Consider the following 18,870-nt stretch of genomic DNA (forward strand, 5'->3'; position numbering starts at 1 on the left):
TCTTGTTTTTTTATTTATTTCTCAGCCACCATTCTTAAAAAATCATCCCCTTCAGGATAGTTTTTTAATTTTTTATTGAAATTCTTTAACTTTTCAAGCTTAGGGTTTTTAATTGCTTTTTTATTAATTCCTTTCAACTCCTGTATTTGTTTCAACAACTCCCTAGCATCACCATCAGTATCCAACTGCTCACTTAACTCTCCTTTAAATGCTTTATGCAAGATCGCTTGTGGCAATTTATCTATTTTAGCTTTTAAGCTTTTGTATTGTTGTTCTATAGCATCTGCTTTGGCAAACAAACTTTCTACTCTAACTTCAATTTCTTCTTGCTCTAGATCTGACGGTAAATTTATAGTTGTATTCATAACTACAACTTGATTAATTTTAGGCATGTTACCTGCCGTACCTGTTGCATTATTTCTAAAATATTCTCTAGTTTTAAAAGAACTTAGGCAATAATTTAAATAGTTAGTACTAATCTTAAAATTTGCTCGTATTTTAATCATTATATCAGGATAAATGAATTCAAAATCTTCACCGTCGTATATGGCTGAAGTTCCAACATACTCCAACGAATTAGATCTTTGAATTAAAATATCACCATTCTTTAACCATAAATGAGAATTTTTAGAAGGAGATTCTATATCAAGATATTTGACATATGCTGGATTAAAAACACCTGATGTTATTGCAGAAAGTGATAAACTTTTCACTTCTGTTTCATAACCAACGGCTTGGGGTGAATATCCATTTCTTGGTTTTTCAATTATTAATTCTGAAAGAGTGAATTCCTCCCAGTTTTTCATTTTCTTATCCTTTCTCCATTCCTCAGTCAATTTCCCAGTAACGGCTCGCGTAAGCACTTGCTGACGAAAATCCTTAAGCAATAAAGGAACTTTTGCCATACTGGTTTTTAGGATTTCCAGTTGGGCAAATAAACGATCTAATTTTGCTACAATACGATTTTGCTCGGCTAGTGGTGGGAGAGGAATTTTAAAAGTGTTTAGTTTTTTTTGATTAATAGAAGATTGATTTACTGACCTTTGAGCCACCTCAATAAATTTACCCGTTAATCTATAATAACGTAAAAAATAATTCAACAAATATCCATTAAACTGTGGTTGAGCTCTTAATAACAAAAGGTTTATTCCATGAATTAGAACAGTATCTAAATTAAATACTGCTGTTTTCCCTAAGTGCTTATCACTATTAATATGACTAAATAAAACATCTCCTTTTAAAAAGGAATACTTTTCAATATCAGTCTTTGTTGGATTTACATATTTTACTCTGTCTAAATCTATTGTTTCATTCCATATTGTTTCAATTCTGGAAATAGGAAATGAGTTTTCAAATGGTTCTTCAAATTGTTTCAGTCCTGAGCCATTAGACATTCTTTCAATAATTGTCTCCAGATTAGTTTCAATCCAATTCTTTGGTAAATTTCCCCCCATTAGTTCAATTCTTTAATCATTGCATTCATTTGGTCAGTAATGCTTTGTAATTCACTTAATGCTTCTTTGGCAATATCAATCGGCTCGCCTAAATCATCACTATTCGTCAAGGTATTGTCGGCTATTAAACCTAAATCTAGGCTGTAGTTTTTGGTTGAAATTTCGGCACGAGAAATGCAGTTCCAGCGTTCGTCTTTTATTGTTTTACGTTTGTTATCAGACACCAAACCATCATAATCCTTTTCTACTTTATCAAACGGGATTCCTCCTGTGTAGGCGAGAACAAAATCTTCAAAGGCTTTCTCTGTAAATGGGGTGCGTTTTCCGTAGCTAGGAGCATTGGTACGCATGTCATAAAACCAAACGTTCTTAGTATTGTTGGTTTCGGTTTTTTCACGGGTAAAAAAGAGCACGTTGGTTTTTACACCAGCAGCATAAAAAATCCCTGTTGGCAAACGTAAAATAGTATGCAAGTTGCATTTGTCCATCAAATCACGGCGTATTTTTTGTCCGTCACCATCTTCAAAAAGTACGTTATCGGGTAAGACTACTGCAGCTCTGGCTTTGCCATCTTTCTTTAAACTACGGTATATGTGTTGCAAGAAGTTCAATTGCTTGTTGGCCGTAGGGAACGTAAAATCGTCACGGCTTGGGCGTTCGCCACCTTGCTTGGTACCAAATGGAGGATTTGCTAATACACCATCAAAACCGTTAAGGGTTTTACCAAATTCGGTCAAGGTATCGCCTAGGTAGATACTGCTTTCCATTCCGTGCAAACGAGCATTCATCAATGCCAATCGGTGTGCATCAGGCACGAGTTCTACACCAGAGAAAGCTTCGTTTACTTGAAACTGTCTTTCTTTTTCGGTTAGATCATAATAATTATCGTTTTTGCTACGCAAGTAATAATCTGCCGAGATCATGAAGCCAAAAGTTCCCGCTGCGGGATCTGTCCAACGTTCGCCAATTTTGGGCACCATCAAATCGACCATGATATTAATCAACGGTCGTGGTGTAAAGTATTGTCCTGCGCCACTTTTCTTTTCGCCTGCGTTTTTCTCTAATAGGCTTTCGTAAATATCACCCATGACATCACGATCGTCCTCTTCGTACCAATCCAGTTTATCAATAGCAACAATAAGCGAATTAAAGTTGACCGGCTTGCGCAAACTCGTTGAAGCGTTGCTGTATATTTCCTTGATGCTTTGGCTCGTTGTTTTGTCACTTACAGTCGCTAGAAATTCACGGTAACGGGCAAAGGCTTCGGCATTATCATGTTCGTTTACAAAGTAGCTCCATTGGTATTCTTCTGGAATTTCATTCCCAAAACCTTTTACTTCACTCAATTTCAGAAAAAGGATGTAGGTTAGTTCATTTAAATATTGGTGATAGGTTACCCCATCATCACGCAATACATTACAAAGATTCCAGAGTTTATTAGCTATTTCTTGTGCGCTCATTATTTTAAGTATTCAGTTTTATTAATTTTTGAATTTGATTTTCCGCAAGGCATATTATTTATTAACATGTAGCTACTGCTCTACAGTAGGCTTTATCCTCTTTTAATTCATTTAGTTTTTTGGGATTATATGTGTCATTGAGTAAAGGACAACATTGAGAAATCCATTCTTTTTCAATTGAAAAATCACCTTGGTATGAGATCCAGTTGACTTCTAGATGCTGGTTAATCCATGAGATTATTTTCTGCTCATCAGCGGGTGTAAATTTATAATTGTTTTTGTTTTTTGCATGTAATAGAGATCCTTTTTCGGGTAAAAATCCTAAAACAGCTCCAATACTTCTAAAAAAAGTGCCATGACCTTTTGCTCTAAGTTCCTGACCTAAAAAACGTTTTTTAAGAGATTGGTTTTCGGCTTTACCAATGTAAATAATTGTATGACTTCGCTCTTCTAAATAACGATGATATCTTTGAGGTAATTTTGAATCTTTTGATAACTTTATACAATAAAAACCAGTTTCATCAGGGACTAAACTATCAATTACAACTGCTTTTTTAAAAACACCATTGATAAGCTTCTTTAATAATATATCTGATGATTCATTATTTGCCTGCAAAACTGAAGCTGATGGTGCTGACATAATTCTCCTTACAGTAGGTTTTGAAAAGAGTGTTGCACTTTCTTTAATTTTACCAGTTTTTAATAAATTTTCAAATACTTGAGGTGTAATATTTGTGATACCAAAGTCACTTACATAAAAACCATATTTACGCATTTTAGTTCTAACCAATTTTTGATCTGCTACATTATTTGCCTGACTGTACTTTTTTACCAAAAGTCGCAAATTCTCTAGTTCTGACGAGTTAAATGAATTTTTCCTTTCCATGATTTACGCCAATATTAATTTTTATCATTAATTAAATTGACCACTAATTTGGTCATCATGTCTTTCTCTTCTGATCTGCTTTCGGCAATCATGATTGTTATGGCTACCAAGGCATTATCGGCAATTTTTTTATTTCCTTCTTGGTTTAGTAATTTGTTATTCAGGTCCAAAAAGTAGATAAACAATCCTGCTGCTATTCGTTTATTCCCATCCGAAAACGAATGATTCTTCACTACAAAATACAAGAGGTTAGCTGCTTTTTCTTCAATTGTGGGGTACAAATCTACTGAATCAAAAGTTTGATAAATAGTTTCTAAAGAACTTTTAAAGGACTGATCTTTTTCATTACCAAATAAATTTCCTGCTTGCTGAAAGTCTCGCCAAATCCTTATTTCTTTAATCGCTTCATCATAAGTAAGATGCTTGATTTCTGTAGCGATATTCTCCTCATCAATACTCAGTTTTTGATGATCGTATTTATCTAAAGTGTCTAAAGCATAGGCATATTGCTCTAATACTTTTAGAATTCCTTTGGCTTCGTTTGAGGATAAATTGTCAATATTGGCTGCTTTTGTCGCCAACTGTAACGCCTGCTGAATTTCGGTGTATTTATAATTGAGTTCCCTTAATCGCTTGTTATTGAGTACATAGCCTTTTACTAAATAGTCCTTTAAACGTTGGGTTGCCCAAATTCTAAACTTGGTAGCTTTAGCTGAATTCACTCTATAGCCCACCGAAATAATCATATCAAGGTTATAAAAATCAACTTTTCTAGTTACTTTTCTGCTTCCTTCTATTTGAACTATTTCCATTTTGGAAATAGTTGCTTCAGGCGACAATTCAGACTCTTTAAGTATATTTTTAATATGCTTATTTATAGCCGGCACTTCTGTTCCAAAAACTTCTGCAATCTGTTTTTGATTTAACCAAACAGTTTCATCTTCAAACTGGACTTCAATTTGAGTATGATTTCCTTTGGAAGTATAAATTATAATATCACTCATTAGGCTGTAAATAAATTATCATTCAACAAAGCAATCACTTGATCTAATTCGTTGTTGAATATCTTTTGAATACGAGCTATACCACCTTCTTCTTTAAAGGTTTGGTTGATAAATTCTTTATCGAAGATATCTTCATGCAGCAATTGTTTTTCAAAGCGTTCAATCCATTTTAATTGGTGCATATTCCAAGATTTCATAGCTTTTACTTTGGTAATTGCATTTTTAATACGGTCTTCATGACTTACTAAAACCGTATCTAATGCTAAAGTTCGAATATAAGAAATAATATCCGCCGCTATATCTTGATTTTTGGCATTTTTCCAAGCAGTATTCAGCGTAGGAATATTAAATCCTTTTTCGTCTAAAAGCAATTTTAATTCTTTTAGGGATTTCCGATCTAAATCAGATGGTTTGGTGCATATGGTTTTTAAAGCCAAAATAGTATTTCTATTTTCCTCAATAAACTGTTTGAAATTCTCAATATAATCCTCTGGTTTCGAAGCTTTACCATACCCGCGTTCTATACCTATTACTTCGTCATGGTGATCTGATAGCAATTGCATTTTAGGTTGATATACTTTTTTATCTAAGAAATCCCAAAGGCTAGCATAATTAGTCAATACTTTTTTGACGTCTTGTCCTTCAATATCTAATAAGTTTTTTATGAAATCTTCTGGACTATCCCCTTGAGCAAAATACATGAATTGTTCCAGTTGCCCGTCATTAATTTGCTTCTTTTTGCGTTGTAACTTGGCTACAATTTGTTCTAATTGTTTTTTGCTACGTGCAGGACTATCTATAAAATCCAATTCTTCGATTAATCTTTGAAAGGATATAGAAGGATTGGAAACGGTTTTCATTTGTGTAAAATCTTCCAAGGCTTCATAAACCCGAACAGCATCATAAATCTTGAAAAATTGTTTGTTAATTTCTGGACACAAACGAGTGGCTCGACCTAACATTTGTTCAAATAAAATACGGGAACGTACTCTGCGTAAAAATACCAAATTAGTTATTTGAGGCACATCAATTCCTGTGGTCAACAAATCAACAGTCACTACAATATTGGGGAACTTCTCGTTTTTGAATCGTTTGGTTAAATTCTCAACATCATATACATTACCTGTTAATTTTTGAATAGCCCCTTCTGGAACATCAATACCTATTTCGGCATATTCTTCTTTTAGTAGATTCACAATTAAATCCGCATGAAAATCCCGAACTGCAAAAATCAAGGTTTTTTCGTCCCCTTCAGGATCTATGTTTTGAACTAACTCTTTTACTACCGCTCTATTGAAAGGCTCGGTAATCACTAATTTATTGAATTGTTCAATTTCGACCAGTAGTTCATCTTCTAATTCAGCTAACTCCTCAATACCATTCGTTTCAGGATTAAAAGCTTTTGGCTTTTTACCTTTCTCCCAAAGAATACCGTTTTCGCTCAAATTAGTTTTAATAATATAAGGCGGCTCATGATCAGTCAAAAAACCATCAATAACAGCTTCGCGATAAGAGTAATTGTGTACCGGTTTTCCAAAAATTTCAGTGGTGTGCAAAGCCGGCGTAGCAGTTAACCCAATGATATAAGCATTAAAATACTCTATCACCTTTTTATACTGACCTACATAATCATTCTCATCTTTAAAGGATAAATCCTCCTCGTTTATCTCTTTGTCTAGATTATAGCCTCTATGTGCTTCATCAATAATAATGCAATCATAAGCATCGATAGCTAATGTTTCTTTATCCGAATAAAAAAGACGTTTCACCATACTTTGAACGGTAGCAAAATGCAGTCTCGTTTCTGTTTCAGGGTACGCATCTTTCATTTCCTCTATTTTATAAATATTAGAAAAGGTATTTATGTCCTCTACTTTATTGTCTTTAAAACTCCCTAATGCCTGTGATGCTAATAAACGTCTGTCTGTTAAAAACAAAATACGTTTAAAACGATCTGATTTAATGAAGCGGTAGGCCAAACCAATAGTTGTTCTCGTTTTTCCTGTACCTGTAGCCATTACCAAAAGAGCACGTTTATCTTCAGGATGATTAATCAGTTTTTCTTCTACTGCTTTAATAGCATCTATTTGATAATAGCGTAATCCTAAACCACTGGGATTTTGTAAATAATCGTATTCACTTACTTGCAAGCGGCTGTTTGCAGTTTCAATATCTCTTTCAAACAAATCAACTAATCCTTGTGGCGAAAACCAACCTCGTAGTGCTTCTGACCTATTGCGTTCTTTACGAATGTCTAAGTACCATATACCGCTTTTGGTTTTTATTTGTTCCAAATAATTTCGTCCATTCGTAGAGAAGAGAAATGGAACTTTATAGCCATTCCATTTTCCCAACAATTTGAAATTGTCTTGTGCTTCTATTCTTTCTGCATATATTTTTGATTGATGCAAATCAGTCGAAATATCCGTTGCAAACTTTTTAGCTTCTACAATACCGTATAGTTCCAATCCTACAAACAAAGCATAATCAGCCCATTTTCCATTACATGGCCATTCGGCTATTGCTCTATCCTTTCCTTTTTCGGGTAGCGACTTATTCTTTTTATAATTAAGCTTTTCCGTTTCACAGTCCCAACCAGCATCTCTTAATTGTTCATCAATAATAGCTCTTGTTTCTGCTTCGGTTTTACCTATGTTATTGGCATTCGTTATGGCACGTTGCTGTCTCTCTGTCACGAGTTCAGGTGTTGCATTGATAGTAGCCACTTTTGTCTGATAATCGACTACTTGTTTTGATAATCGATCCAGTTCAGCATTTAAATTATTTAAACTAACTTTCTGATTATCTTCAGGAAGTTGATATTCTGTAGTTTCTATATAATCATTCTCAAAGGTTTCATAAAACCACTTAGCTAATTGAAAACATTTTTTGAGAATATATAAGGCTTCTTGCTTCGAACCACTTCCATCGTGACTAGCCTTGTTTCCTGATTTTCTAATTGCATGAAAAATATCTTTTATAACGTCTGGAATACAGTTTTTATAAAACAATTGATTGATTCGTTCCACTTGATTTCCGTCAAAAGGCGCCAAATCTTCAAATTGCCAAATTAGTTGTGCCAGTTTTTCAGAAAATAAACGTGACTTAGATAAGGATGAACTAGGATCGATATAAATCAATCGCTCAGATAATTCACTAATAGTGAATAGCTCAGGGTAATTTATTTCTAGGAATGAGAATGTTGAAGCCATGAAATTAAACTGAATAAATAAGAATTTACATCTTTTGTTATCAATTGCTAATGTATCGAATATTTATAAGAGAGTGGTATTATAAAAAATAGGATATTGTAGTAAGTGTAATTGATCTGTAAATAAACAGTATTTTTAAGAGTTACACCATACCCACTTTTAGTGATTTTTTCTTGAGTTAGGAAAGATTTTGAGAAATTTTATAAGGCTGTCATCTGGAAAAAAGAGGGATTACTTCATGATCCCAGAAGGGGAAACCTACAAATAAAGCCCAACTCAAAATAAATTTTGATTTAGTTTTTTGTTTTTAAGCTTACTCCCAAAAGAGTAAACTTTTGATATAACCCTAAAAACAAAAAACCCGAAACTTTCGTTTCGGGTTTCCTTTGCGGAGAAAGAGGGGTTATTTCATGATCCCAAAAGGGGATACCTACAAATAAAATTCAACTCAAAATAAGTTTTGATTTAGTTTTTGTTTTTAAGATTATGACAAAAGTAAACTTTTATCATAATCTTAAAAACAAAAAACCCGAAACTTTCGTTTCGGGTTTCCTTTGCGGAGAAAGAGGGATTCGAACCCCCGGACCTGTTACAGTCAACAGTTTTCAAGACTGCCGCATTCGACCGCTCTGCCATTTCTCCAGTAACTCGCTACCATTGCTGATTGCGAGTGCAAATATAAGTTGCTTTTTTGGTTTTTTTATCCTTTTCGAACAAAAAAATTGGCTAATTTTTAATTTATTTTTTAACCAATTCATTTTCTTAGTTTTAGCAAACAGAAAAAATCAATTAATTATAAAAATTATACTTAGTAGCTTACGTATTCTGTTATTTCTAGACCGTAACCTATCATTCCTACGCGTTTTTCTTGCACAGAATTACTCACTAATCTGATTTTTGAGATATCGATATCGTGCAAAATTTGCGCTCCAATTCCGAAATCTTTACTATCGATAATGATTTTAGGTGCTTTCATTTGGCCTGCTTCTTGTAATTCTTTCAATTCGGTCAAACGGTTTAATAAATTTACCGCTTGCATGTCTTGATTTATAAAAATAACTGCGCCCTTACCTTGATTGTTAATTGCCTTAAACATGTCGTCTAACTGCTTGTCAGCGTCATTTGTCAAAGTTCCTAATAGGTCGTTATTTACTTGTGACGAATTGATTCTTGTCAAAATAGGTTCTCCTAAATTCCAAGTTCCTTTTGTCAAAGCAATATGTATTTGCTTGTTAGTTGTTTGCTCATAAGCTCTCAAACGGAACGTTCCAAAACGAGTTTGAATATCAAAATCATCTTTCTTGATGATTAAACTATCGTGTTGCATTCTATAAGCAACTAAATCTTCGATAGAAACCAATTTCAAATCAAATCTTTTAGCTACAGCTACTAATTGTGGTAAGCGAGCCATTGACCCATCTTCATTCATGATTTCGCAAATCACACCAGCCGATTTAAATCCTGCTAGACGCGCAAAATCTATCGCTGCTTCTGTATGACCTGTTCTTCTCAACACACCACCTTGCTTTGCTATCAATGGGAAAATATGTCCAGGACGTGCTAAATCATGTGGTTTAGTATCTGGATCTACAAGTGCCATAGTCGTAAGAGATCTATCAGCGGCCGAGATTCCTGTGGTTACACCACGCCCTTTTAAATCTACAGAAACTGTAAAGGCAGTTTCCATGTGATCTGTATTGTTGTTAACCATCACGTGAAGTCCTAACTCTTTACAACGACTTTCCGTTAAGGGAGCGCAAATCAATCCGCGACCATGAGTGGCCATAAAGTTGATCATTTCAGGAGTTACTTTTTCAGCAGCGGCTAGAAAGTCACCTTCGTTTTCGCGATCTTCATCATCAACAACGATGATAATTTTTCCTTGACGAATGTCTTCAATAGCTTCTTCAATGGTATTCAATTGTATTTTATCAATTAGCATGTTACGCTTTTTTTTTGGGTGGGAATAATTTTTTAAATAATTTTTGGAAAGGGGATAGGATCACATCCATGTTGATCAATCCTATGTCATTTGTCGCTCTGTAAGTTAACAATACTGCCAGTGGCGTCAAAATCATCGACGACATCCAAGCACCTAGAAACGGAGTGATTCCGTTTTCTTGAGCCATTCTTTTACCAAAGGTGTTGATAAAGTGAAAGGATATAAAAATTAATACAGCAAAAATAATAGGAAGTCCAAGTCCTCCTTTTCTAATAATGGCACCAAGTGGAGCACCTATAAAAAACATCATGATACAGGCATACGCAATGACAAATTTATCATAGAAAGCGAGTAGGTGATTGTTGATGTTTTTCTGTTTGTTCTCTAAGTTTACTTTGGTTGCATCAATAGAATAATTTGTACTTACCAAGTTGCTGCTGGCAATTTTTAGTATTTCAGATTGCTTTTCTTTCGAAAATTTAGATAGAATATCGTTAGGAATTTGTCTTGGTTTGTAAGAGGCTTTTGTGCTTAAAGGCGGTGTCGCTCTTTGGATTCCTGTGCGTAAATTAATGTTTTCAGAGTAAGAAACAATCTCTGTTTTATAGCTTGTATTTAAAGAATCGATGGTATATCTAAGTTCGTTCACGTCGAGCATAGTATTGGTGCTCGCGACATCTTTTTCATCTACATCGACTTGATTTAACTTTGACAAGTCAATATTAATGGTGTATTTTTTGAAAGAACTTTTGGCAAAAGGGAGTTTTTGGCGGTCCTCATATTTTTTAGGAGTGATGTCCTCGTAGTAGTTTCCGTCGTTCAGTACTAGCTGTAAAATGCTAGAAGCCTCGCTACTAATTAATTCACCATTTACTGCTTTTATAACGGTTTTACTACCGTCACCACCAGTTGCTTTTTTATGAATGGTAATACCTGATAGAAAATTTCCGTTCTCTCCAGATTTCTTATCTACTTTTATATTGTAAAGACCTACATCGCTAAACTGACCTTCGGCTATAGCCAAGGCTGGTTTTACTTGAGCGATATTTTTTCGAAAATTAATAAACTTAAATTCGGCATAAGGAATAACGTTGTTGGCAAATATAAAAGCAAGCACACTAAGCGCAAGAATCGATACTGTTAAGTAACGCATCGATCTTTGAAGCGAAATTCCTGAAGATTTCATAGCTGCAAATTCATAGTTTTCGGCAAGGTTACCAAAACTCATAATAGAAGCTAGCAATATAGACAACGGCAGCACCAATGGAATGATACGAGGCATCGAAAACATTAAAAATTTAAGGACTAAAACGAAGTCCAAATCTTTTCCGGCTAGCTCAGCAATGAACAACCACACGGTTTGCAGTATGAATATAAAAAACAAGATTACAAATACCGTAGTAAATGTAATCAAGAATGTTTTTAATAAGTATTTGTCAAGAATTTTCACCTAATAATTTAATCTAATTTATTGATGTAGTAATTTGGATATTTACTTTGCGCAAAGGTAAATTGATTTTTTGACAATGGCTGATTGGTTTTGAAAGAATTAACGGTTAAAGTCGTTTTTGTTCCTTTTTTCCCCATTTCGATCAAATTATAGATGTGTTTTGTTTGCACATCGATTCCTAGCAAAATCTCTTTTCGTTGATCTTTTGGGTTGGTTGGAATCAATTTGATATACTGAATTTTTCTACCTCTTACATCTTGAATAATATCCATGTAATACTTGTAGCCCTTGTTAAAGAAAGTCAACATCTTAGATGGCGTGATTGCGTTATCATCGTTCTCATTAACACTAGAAATTGTGATTTCCTCGTCTTCAGGAACAATCGTATAGTTCTTTTTACCATCGTATATTTTTGTAATTCCCATAAAGTTCAATACATATTGATTCCCTTTAAGAGTTACATTTCCTTTACTATCTTGATTGATATTTTCCCTAGAATTGTTTAATGAATATTTAAAATCAATTACAATATTATTATAGCTTTTTACTTTAGTAGTCACTTGATCTAAAAGGGCTTTAGCTTTTTGATCTTGTGCTTGAACAGAAAAGCTAAAAAGGATAATAAATGCAATCTGAATTAATTTTTTCATGGTCTTAATTATTTTGTTCGTTGTTAAAAAATTGATCGAGAGAGGTCAAATCAAGTATGTTTACAGATCGCGCTTTACTACCTTCAAACGGTCCTACGATTCCAGCTTGCTCAAGTTGGTCAATTAAACGACCCGCTCTATTGTAACCTAATTTTAGCTTACGTTGCAATAAGGATGCTGAACCTTGTTGTGCGTTTACGATAATCTCAGCCGCTTCTCTAAACAAAGTGTCTCTCTCGGAAATATCTACATCAAGATTGATGCCACTTTCCTCTCCAACGAATTCTGGTAATAAATAAGCAGTTGCATATGCTTTTTGCGAACCAATAAAATCGGTAATTTTTTCAACCTCAGGTGTATCTATGAATGCACATTGTACACGCACGACATCATTTCCATTGGTATACAACATATCTCCACGACCAATCAATTGATCTGCTCCTTGCGTGTCAAGAATAGTTCTCGAGTCAATTTTTGAGGTTACTCTAAATGCAATCCTCGCAGGGAAGTTGGCCTTGATCAAACCTGTAATTACATTCACCGATGGACGCTGTGTTGCAATAATCAAGTGAATACCAATCGCACGCGCTAATTGTGCTAAACGAGCAATAGGAACTTCCACTTCTTTTCCTGCTGTCATGATTAAGTCAGCAAACTCATCGACTACCAATATAATGTATGGTAAAAAACGGTGTCCATTCTCTGGATTAAGTTTTCGAGCCTTAAATTTATCATTATACTCCTTAATATTACGCACCATCGCGTCTTTTAACAAGGAGTAACGGTTGTCCATTTCCACACAAAGTGAATTTAGCGTGTTAACCACTTTTGCATTATCGGTGATAATCGCATCTTCCGTATCTGGAAGTTTGGCTAGATAATGTCTCTCAATTTTATTAAATAAAGTAAGTTCTACTTTTTTAGGGTCAACCAAAACAAATTTTACTTCGGCTGGATGTTTTTTGTACAATAACGAAGTCAGTACGGCATTTAAACCAACAGATTTACCTTGACCTGTAGCTCCCGCCATTAATAGATGGGGCATTTTAGCCAAATCGACCACAAAGGTTTCATTCGAAATAGTTTTTCCAAGCGCGATAGGTAATTCCATTTCTGCCTCTTGAAATTTGGCTGAGCCAATAACACTTTTCATCGAAACGATCGTTGGATTCTTATTTGGCACCTCGATACCAATCGTTCCTTTTCCTGGAATAGGAGCAATGATACGAATTCCCAAAGCTGAAAGCGATAATGCAATATCGTCTTCTAAATTTTTAATTTTCGAAATCCTAATTCCCGCCTCTGGTACGATTTCGTATAAAGTAACCGATGGACCAACAGTTGCTTTAATTTGGGCGATTTCGATTTTATAGTTGCGAAGTGTATCTACAATTCGGTTTTTGTTTTCTTCTAATTCTGCTTGATTAATTGTGATACCTCCTGTAGAGTACTCTTTTAATAGATCGATTGTAGGGTACTTATAATTAGATAAATCTAATGTTGGATCGAATAATCCAAAGTCAGAAACCAACCTTGAAGCTAAATTCTCTTCAATGATAACTTCCTCCTCAGCAGTCTCAATTACGAAGCTATCTGTAGATTCTTCAGGAAGTGGAGGTGGTGTATTGTGATCCAAAGACATTGCTTGAGATGGCGCAGTTGGCTCTCTTTTGATCTCTGAAGAGTGCGAAATAGTTGGTTTTAAAGATTCTTTGTTTATTTCGAATTGAGAAGGTTTTTGTTTGACAACTTCTTCTTTTGCAGGGACAAAACCATCTGATTCTTCTACAGCAAATTCCTCCAGATTGTAAGCTGCATCTGTAGATGTAGTAGTAGATTTAATACTTGAGAGATCACTTTTAAAATCCCTTTTGGTGCTTTCAAAAAGAGATTGTATTTTTTCTGGAGATACTTTCAATTTGAAAATAATGTACACAATTACTCCGAAAAACAACAAGAGCAATGTTCCTGTTTTCCCTACATAATCTTGCAAAAATAAATTAAGTTCAAAACCTACAATTCCCCCTAATTCTGGTATTGAGGTAGCAAAAAATCCTAAAAGAACTGACAAGATAATCATGATATACAAGTCCCAAAACCATGTTGCTTTTAGTTTTCTAACAGGTAAGCTTACTACTAGATAAATCCCAGTGAGTAAAAACAAACGTACAAAAACAAAAGAAGCCAAGCCAAAACCGTTGTATACAAATAGATTGGCTAGATAGGCGCCAAATTTACCGGACCAATTTTGAACTTCTTCGCTGCGATCAGTAAAAGCAGCCGCTGCGCTTTGATCTTGTTGACCGTGAATAAAGAAAGAAATAAACGCAACTAGCAACACGATAGCAAACAAAATTAATAGTGCACCTAACACTATTTTATGTTGTTTTGTTATTGTTTTTTTGGCAGTGGTACCAGTTGTTTTGGTATTGTTTTTTTTATCTGTAGGGGCTGTTTTTGTCTTTTTTGCCATTATGGAGTGTACTTTTGCCTATACTATTTTTGGCATGTAAATTATTAAACCGATGATTATTGCCGTAATAGCTGCAAAGAAAACAGCACCGGCAGCAATATCTTTTATAAAACCTATTCTTTCATGGTAATCTGGGTGGATAAAATCGGCTATTTTCTCAATAGCAGTGTTCAATCCTTCGACACTCATTACAAGACCTATTGCTAATGTTTGAAAAAGCCATTCGGTTGCTGTAATTTGGAAAAAAATCCCTGCGAGTACCATTATAATTCCTAGGGAGAATTGTACCATCACACTGTGTTCTGTTGTAATTAGTTTGATGGCACCTTTTATTGCGTAATTAACGCTTTTTAATCTCCCGGTAAAAAAAGTATTGTCTTTTTTAAATTCCATTAAATTGAAATATTAAAGTACTGCTAGAGCTGCCTCGTAATTTGGTTCATCAGCAATTTCGCCAACTTGCTCTGTGTACAATACAATTCCGTTTTCATCTGTAACGATCAAAACTCTAGAGTGTAATCCTGCAAGAGGGCCGTCTAAAATCTCTAATCCATTAGATTTACCAAAGTCACCTGTTTTAAAATCAGATAAATTGATCACATCTTCTAATCCTTCAGCACCACAAAAACGTTTTTGAGCAAATGGTAAATCTCTTGAAATACATAGTACAACCGTGTTGCTTAAATTAGCGGCAGATTGATTGAATTTTCTAACTGAAGCAGCGCAAGTTCCTGTATCAACACTTGGAAAAATATTGTAAATAACTTTTTTACCAGCAAAATCACTTAATGACGCTACAGATAAATCATTTTGTACTAGTTTGTAATCAGCTAGTTTTGATCCCACTTTTGGTAACTCTCCTGATGTATTTATCGGATTTCCTCCTAATGTAATTGATGCCATTTTTTTTGCTTTTTGTTAAGGTTCAAAAGTATGAAATTTATTTAAGATTTAAGTTTTAACGCTTAAGTTTTATAATCTATTGTAAGCGACTGTAGTTTGCTTATGAAATGCTATAAAACAAAAAAACGCACCTAAAATAAGTACGTTTTTCATAGTCAAAATGTGATTGCCAACAATTATTTGTCGATTGATCCCATTACTCTTTTCATAAAAGTATTAAGAGCTTCCTTTTTATCAGTACCGCTCTTTACCATTTTATGCACTTCAATAGCACCATACATATTCGAAATTAGTTCTCCTATAACATCTAACTCTTCGTCTTTCAATGAAGGAATTTCAGTCATTGCTTCCAGAACGTCAATAGTTTCTATGATATAATCTTGATCGTTATCTTCTATAAATTGGGTAAGATGCTTTATTACAGGTAATTTCATTTTTTGATGTTTATTCGGTTATTCGTTGATTTGTTTATTCGTTAGGTCAGACGTTTTTTAACGATTAACCAATTCAACTTTTAAACAATTTCGTTCACTAATTCAATTAGTACTTCTTGTTTGTTAGTTTGTGTTTCGTTTACTAATTTTCCATCTACAAAAGTGGCGAAAGTTGGTAAATTGCTAACATTTGCTAGTTTTCTTGATTCAGGAGAATTTTCAGCATCAACAAGCACGAAAGTTACTGCTTCGTTTTCTGTTGCTAATTTCTTGAATTTTGGTTTCATGATTCGGCAGTTCCCACACCATGAAGCAGAATATTGCACAACAACTTTGTTGTTTTGACTTACGATATCCGCTAATGTATCTTCGGTTAAATCTATTAACATATGTTTTTATTTAGTTGCAAAGTTACTTAGAAGCAAAGTTGCAAAGGTTTTTTATTGATTATCAATATTGAAAAAGTACAAAGTCTCAAAGTTTTAAAAACTTTGTAACTCGGCTACTCAATAGCTTTGTCGCTTTGAGACTTTGTAACTCTTAAAAATAATTTAGTTTGCGCTTAAATAGTCAGCAGTACTTTTTCTGTCAGCACTCATTGCTTCTTTACCAGCTTCCCAGTTTGCAGGACAAACTTCACCTTTTTCTTGTACGTGAGTGTAAGCATCAACCATACGCAAGTATTCATTTACGTTACGACCTAATGGCATATCATTTACACTTTCGTGGAAGATTTTTCCAGTTTCATCAATAAGGTAAGTAGCTCTAAAAGTTACATTAGATCCTTCGATAATTACTGAATCAGTTTCTTCACTGTACTCAGTTGAGTCAATGTCAAGAATACCTAAAATGTTAGATAAGTTTCTGTTAGTGTCTGCAAGGATTGGGTAAGTAACACCTTCGATTCCACCGTTGTTTTTTGGTGTGTTTAACCAAGCAAAATGTACTTCGTTAGTATCACAAGAAGCACCAATCACGATAGTATTTCTTTCTTCGAATTCAGGTAATGCAGCTTGAAAAGCGTGTAATTCAGTCGGACAAACAAAAGTAAAATCTTTTGGGTACCAAAACAATAGTACTTTCTTGTTGTTGTTTACTGCTTCATCAAAGATGTTGATTTTTAAGTTATCACCCATTTCTGACATAGCGTCTACTGCAATACTCGGGAATTTTTTTCCTACTAATGACATAATATTATATTTTATATTAATTATTTTTGATGATGCAAAAGTAAATAATAAAGCTAGTTTTTTGAATAACTAACGATTATATAAATTTATGTATTAATAGTTTTTGGCTATTTCGCAACTGTTTTTAAATGTAAGTTAATCGCTATCAAAAAGTTAGCTCTTTTACTGCGTATTTTAAATATATTATTTTTTATTGGCTGTAGCCAATTGTCTAATTTTAATATTAAAAGCGGCAAATATCAATGTCATAAACGGACTCAAAATATTAAAGAATGCATATGGTAGATAATCAAAGGTAGATACTCCTAAAGTACCAGATTGATAAGCTCCACAAGTGTTCCAAGGAATTAATACAGAGGTAACAGTTCCAGAATCTTCTAAGGTTCTACTTAAATTTTCTGGTGCCAATCCTTTTTCTTCATATGCTTTTGCAAACATTTTTCCTGGGACAACAATAGCTAGATACTGATCAGAAGCAGTAATGTTTAAAGCCAAACAGCTTCCTACAGTTGAGGCAAACAAACCAAAGGTCGTATGTGCTAATTTTAATAATGTTTGACTAATTCGCGAAAGCGCTCCAATAGCGTCCATAACACCTCCAAAAACCATCGCACAAATAATTAACCAAATAGTCCCTAACATTTTTTGCATTCCACCCGAAGTAAATAAATCGGCTAAAGTGCTGTTATTTGTGGGTACGACTACTTTTCCTATTATCGAATCCATCACCGATTTATAAGCCGACTCGAATGTCATCACATCAACACCAGCAATTTGGTTCAAAATATGAGGTTGAAAAATGATAGCAAACACTGCTGCTAATAGTGTTCCTGCTAAGAGCGCAATAAGTGGTTCTGTTTTTTTAACGATTAAACCAATGACGATTGCAGGCACAAGAAACAACCAAGCAGATACATTAAAAGAAGCTTCGATATCTGATAGTAAAGTGCCAATATTTACGTCTCCCTTGATATCAACGGAAAGTCCTAATACGATGAACAAAATTAAAGTGATGATGTAAGTTGGTATTGTTGTCAAAGTCATGTATCTAATGTGCGTGAACAAATCTGTTCCTGCCATTGCTGGCGCTAAGTTCGTTGTATCTGACATTGGCGATAACTTATCTCCAAAATAGGCTCCAGAAATCACTGCTCCGGCCACCATTCCTAAATCAAAACCTAGTGCGCCACCTACACCTATTAATGCAATACCCACAGTTGCACTTGTCGTCCAAGAGCTTCCTGTTGCAATCGAAATAATCGAACAAATAATTAACGTAGCGGGTAAAAATATCGCCGGACTTAATATTTGGAGTCCGTAATAAATCATCGAAGGAATAATACCGCTTACTAACCAGGTTCCTGCTAGTGCACCTACCATTAATAAGATAAGGATAGCACCCACTGTAGCTCTAATATTTTCGGCTACTTCATCCATCATTTTTTGATAGGTCACCTTATTTAAAAAACCAACAATTGCAGCAACCGCAGCACCTAAAATTAAAACAAACTGATTACTTCCACTTAAAGCGTCGTCACCATAAACAGATACATTGTATCCTAACATTATAATTAAAGCTATAACCGGAATCAAAGCTTCTGTAATCGATAATTCTTTGTTTTTATTTATTTTTATGTCCATGCGATATCGTTTGAGATTGCAATATAGATAAAAAACTAGCTATAAGCCTAAAAATTTAGTTCACTTAGAAGTAAATCTATTCCCCAGCTAACAGTGCTGTTCACACGCCTTTTTTTTAATTTGTAATTGCTTAGTACTTGATTCTTAGTTAAATTATCGCTGAAAATTTAA

General features: G+C 34.3%; 15 protein-coding genes and 1 tRNA gene. All 16 read right to left on the bottom strand.

Going from position 1 to position 18,870, the window contains the following annotated elements; all coding sequences use genetic code 11:
• Positions 1–14: 14 nt before the first annotated feature.
• On the bottom strand, positions 15–1,454 hold the full coding sequence (locus tag H603_RS17100) for a restriction endonuclease subunit S (protein ID WP_051219229.1): 1,440 nt from the start codon (positions 1,452–1,454) through the stop codon (positions 15–17).
• A complete protein-coding gene (locus tag H603_RS0107695; RefSeq protein WP_026708038.1) occupies positions 1,454–2,914 on the bottom strand; it encodes a class I SAM-dependent DNA methyltransferase in 1,461 nt (486 codons plus the stop codon). The genes H603_RS17100 and H603_RS0107695 overlap by 1 nt, the downstream gene beginning before the upstream one ends.
• Positions 2,915–2,975: 61 nt before the next feature.
• A complete protein-coding gene (locus H603_RS16630; protein WP_051219231.1) occupies positions 2,976–3,800 on the bottom strand; it encodes a GIY-YIG nuclease family protein in 825 nt (274 codons plus the stop codon).
• Positions 3,801–3,814: 14 nt separating this feature from the next.
• Positions 3,815–4,804 (bottom strand): virulence protein RhuM/Fic/DOC family protein, encoded by a 990-nt coding sequence (gene rhuM / locus H603_RS0107705; protein WP_035675661.1) that lies wholly within the window; start codon positions 4,802–4,804, stop codon positions 3,815–3,817.
• On the bottom strand, positions 4,804–8,016 hold the full coding sequence (hsdR, locus tag H603_RS0107710) for a type I restriction-modification system endonuclease (protein WP_026708040.1): 3,213 nt from the start codon (positions 8,014–8,016) through the stop codon (positions 4,804–4,806). Before hsdR ends, rhuM begins: the two co-directional genes overlap by 1 nt.
• A 557-nt stretch (positions 8,017–8,573) precedes the next feature.
• Positions 8,574–8,658 (bottom strand) — tRNA-Ser (locus tag H603_RS0107715).
• A gap of 166 nt (positions 8,659–8,824) precedes the next feature.
• Positions 8,825–9,958, bottom strand: a complete 1,134-nt coding sequence (ribB, locus tag H603_RS0107720) for a 3,4-dihydroxy-2-butanone-4-phosphate synthase (protein WP_026708041.1) — start codon at positions 9,956–9,958, stop codon at positions 8,825–8,827.
• 1 nt (position 9,959) lies between these two features.
• Positions 9,960–11,408 (bottom strand): LptF/LptG family permease, encoded by a 1,449-nt coding sequence (locus tag H603_RS0107725; protein ID WP_026708042.1) that lies wholly within the window; start codon positions 11,406–11,408, stop codon positions 9,960–9,962.
• 8 nt (positions 11,409–11,416) lie between these two features.
• A complete protein-coding gene (locus H603_RS0107730; protein ID WP_026708043.1) occupies positions 11,417–12,058 on the bottom strand; it encodes a LolA family protein in 642 nt (213 codons plus the stop codon).
• 4 nt (positions 12,059–12,062) lie between these two features.
• Positions 12,063–14,531 (bottom strand): DNA translocase FtsK, encoded by a 2,469-nt coding sequence (locus tag H603_RS0107735; protein WP_026708044.1) that lies wholly within the window; start codon positions 14,529–14,531, stop codon positions 12,063–12,065.
• A gap of 18 nt (positions 14,532–14,549) precedes the next feature.
• Positions 14,550–14,924: a diacylglycerol kinase gene (locus H603_RS0107740; protein ID WP_026708045.1), complete on the bottom strand. Its 375-nt coding sequence runs from the start codon at positions 14,922–14,924 to the stop codon at positions 14,550–14,552.
• A 12-nt stretch (positions 14,925–14,936) separates the two neighbouring features.
• The gene (gene tpx, locus H603_RS0107745; RefSeq protein WP_026708046.1) at positions 14,937–15,434 is read right to left on the bottom strand and encodes a thiol peroxidase; all 498 of its coding nucleotides are present in this window, start codon (positions 15,432–15,434) and stop codon (positions 14,937–14,939) included.
• Positions 15,435–15,610: 176 nt separating this feature from the next.
• Entirely contained in the window at positions 15,611–15,868 is a 258-nt protein-coding gene (locus H603_RS0107750; protein ID WP_026708047.1) for a DUF6952 family protein, read from the bottom strand.
• An 80-nt stretch (positions 15,869–15,948) separates the two neighbouring features.
• Positions 15,949–16,257, bottom strand: a complete 309-nt coding sequence (locus H603_RS0107755) for a thioredoxin family protein (protein ID WP_026708048.1) — start codon at positions 16,255–16,257, stop codon at positions 15,949–15,951.
• A gap of 162 nt (positions 16,258–16,419) precedes the next feature.
• Positions 16,420–17,058 carry a peroxiredoxin gene (locus tag H603_RS0107760; RefSeq protein ID WP_026708049.1) on the bottom strand — a complete coding sequence of 213 codons (639 nt, stop codon included), beginning with the start codon at positions 17,056–17,058 and terminating at the stop codon, positions 16,420–16,422.
• A gap of 183 nt (positions 17,059–17,241) precedes the next feature.
• Positions 17,242–18,699, bottom strand: coding sequence for a Na+/H+ antiporter NhaC (gene nhaC / locus H603_RS0107765; protein ID WP_026708050.1), 1,458 nt, complete (start codon positions 18,697–18,699; stop codon positions 17,242–17,244).
• Between the last annotated feature and the right edge of the window lie 171 nt (positions 18,700–18,870).

Origin of the sequence: Flavobacterium frigidarium DSM 17623 (assembly GCF_000425505.1) — a bacterium.
Taxonomy (GTDB): Bacteria; Bacteroidota; Bacteroidia; order Flavobacteriales; family Flavobacteriaceae; genus Flavobacterium; species Flavobacterium frigidarium.

Bases quoted from the DNA above. Each gene is read 5' to 3' on its own strand.
- hsdR (WP_026708040.1), bottom strand. From the start codon at position 8,016: ATGGCTTCAACATTCTCATTCCTAGAAATAAATTACCCTGAGCTATTC.
- H603_RS0107695 (WP_026708038.1), bottom strand. From the start codon at position 2,914: ATGAGCGCACAAGAAATAGCTAATAAACTCTGGAATCTTTGTAATGTA.
- H603_RS0107750 (WP_026708047.1), bottom strand. From the start codon at position 15,868: ATGAAATTACCTGTAATAAAGCATCTTACCCAATTTATAGAAGATAAC.
- H603_RS0107740 (WP_026708045.1), bottom strand. From the start codon at position 14,924: ATGGAATTTAAAAAAGACAATACTTTTTTTACCGGGAGATTAAAAAGC.
- nhaC (WP_026708050.1), bottom strand. From the start codon at position 18,699: ATGGACATAAAAATAAATAAAAACAAAGAATTATCGATTACAGAAGCT.
- H603_RS0107755 (WP_026708048.1), bottom strand. From the start codon at position 16,257: ATGTTAATAGATTTAACCGAAGATACATTAGCGGATATCGTAAGTCAA.
- H603_RS0107730 (WP_026708043.1), bottom strand. From the start codon at position 12,058: ATGAAAAAATTAATTCAGATTGCATTTATTATCCTTTTTAGCTTTTCT.
- H603_RS0107760 (WP_026708049.1), bottom strand. From the start codon at position 17,058: ATGTCATTAGTAGGAAAAAAATTCCCGAGTATTGCAGTAGACGCTATG.
- tpx (WP_026708046.1), bottom strand. From the start codon at position 15,434: ATGGCATCAATTACATTAGGAGGAAATCCGATAAATACATCAGGAGAG.
- ribB (WP_026708041.1), bottom strand. From the start codon at position 9,958: ATGCTAATTGATAAAATACAATTGAATACCATTGAAGAAGCTATTGAA.
- rhuM (WP_035675661.1), bottom strand. From the start codon at position 4,804: ATGAGTGATATTATAATTTATACTTCCAAAGGAAATCATACTCAAATT.
- H603_RS0107735 (WP_026708044.1), bottom strand. From the start codon at position 14,531: ATGGCAAAAAAGACAAAAACAGCCCCTACAGATAAAAAAAACAATACC.
- H603_RS16630 (WP_051219231.1), bottom strand. From the start codon at position 3,800: ATGGAAAGGAAAAATTCATTTAACTCGTCAGAACTAGAGAATTTGCGA.
- H603_RS17100 (WP_051219229.1), bottom strand. From the start codon at position 1,454: ATGGGGGGAAATTTACCAAAGAATTGGATTGAAACTAATCTGGAGACA.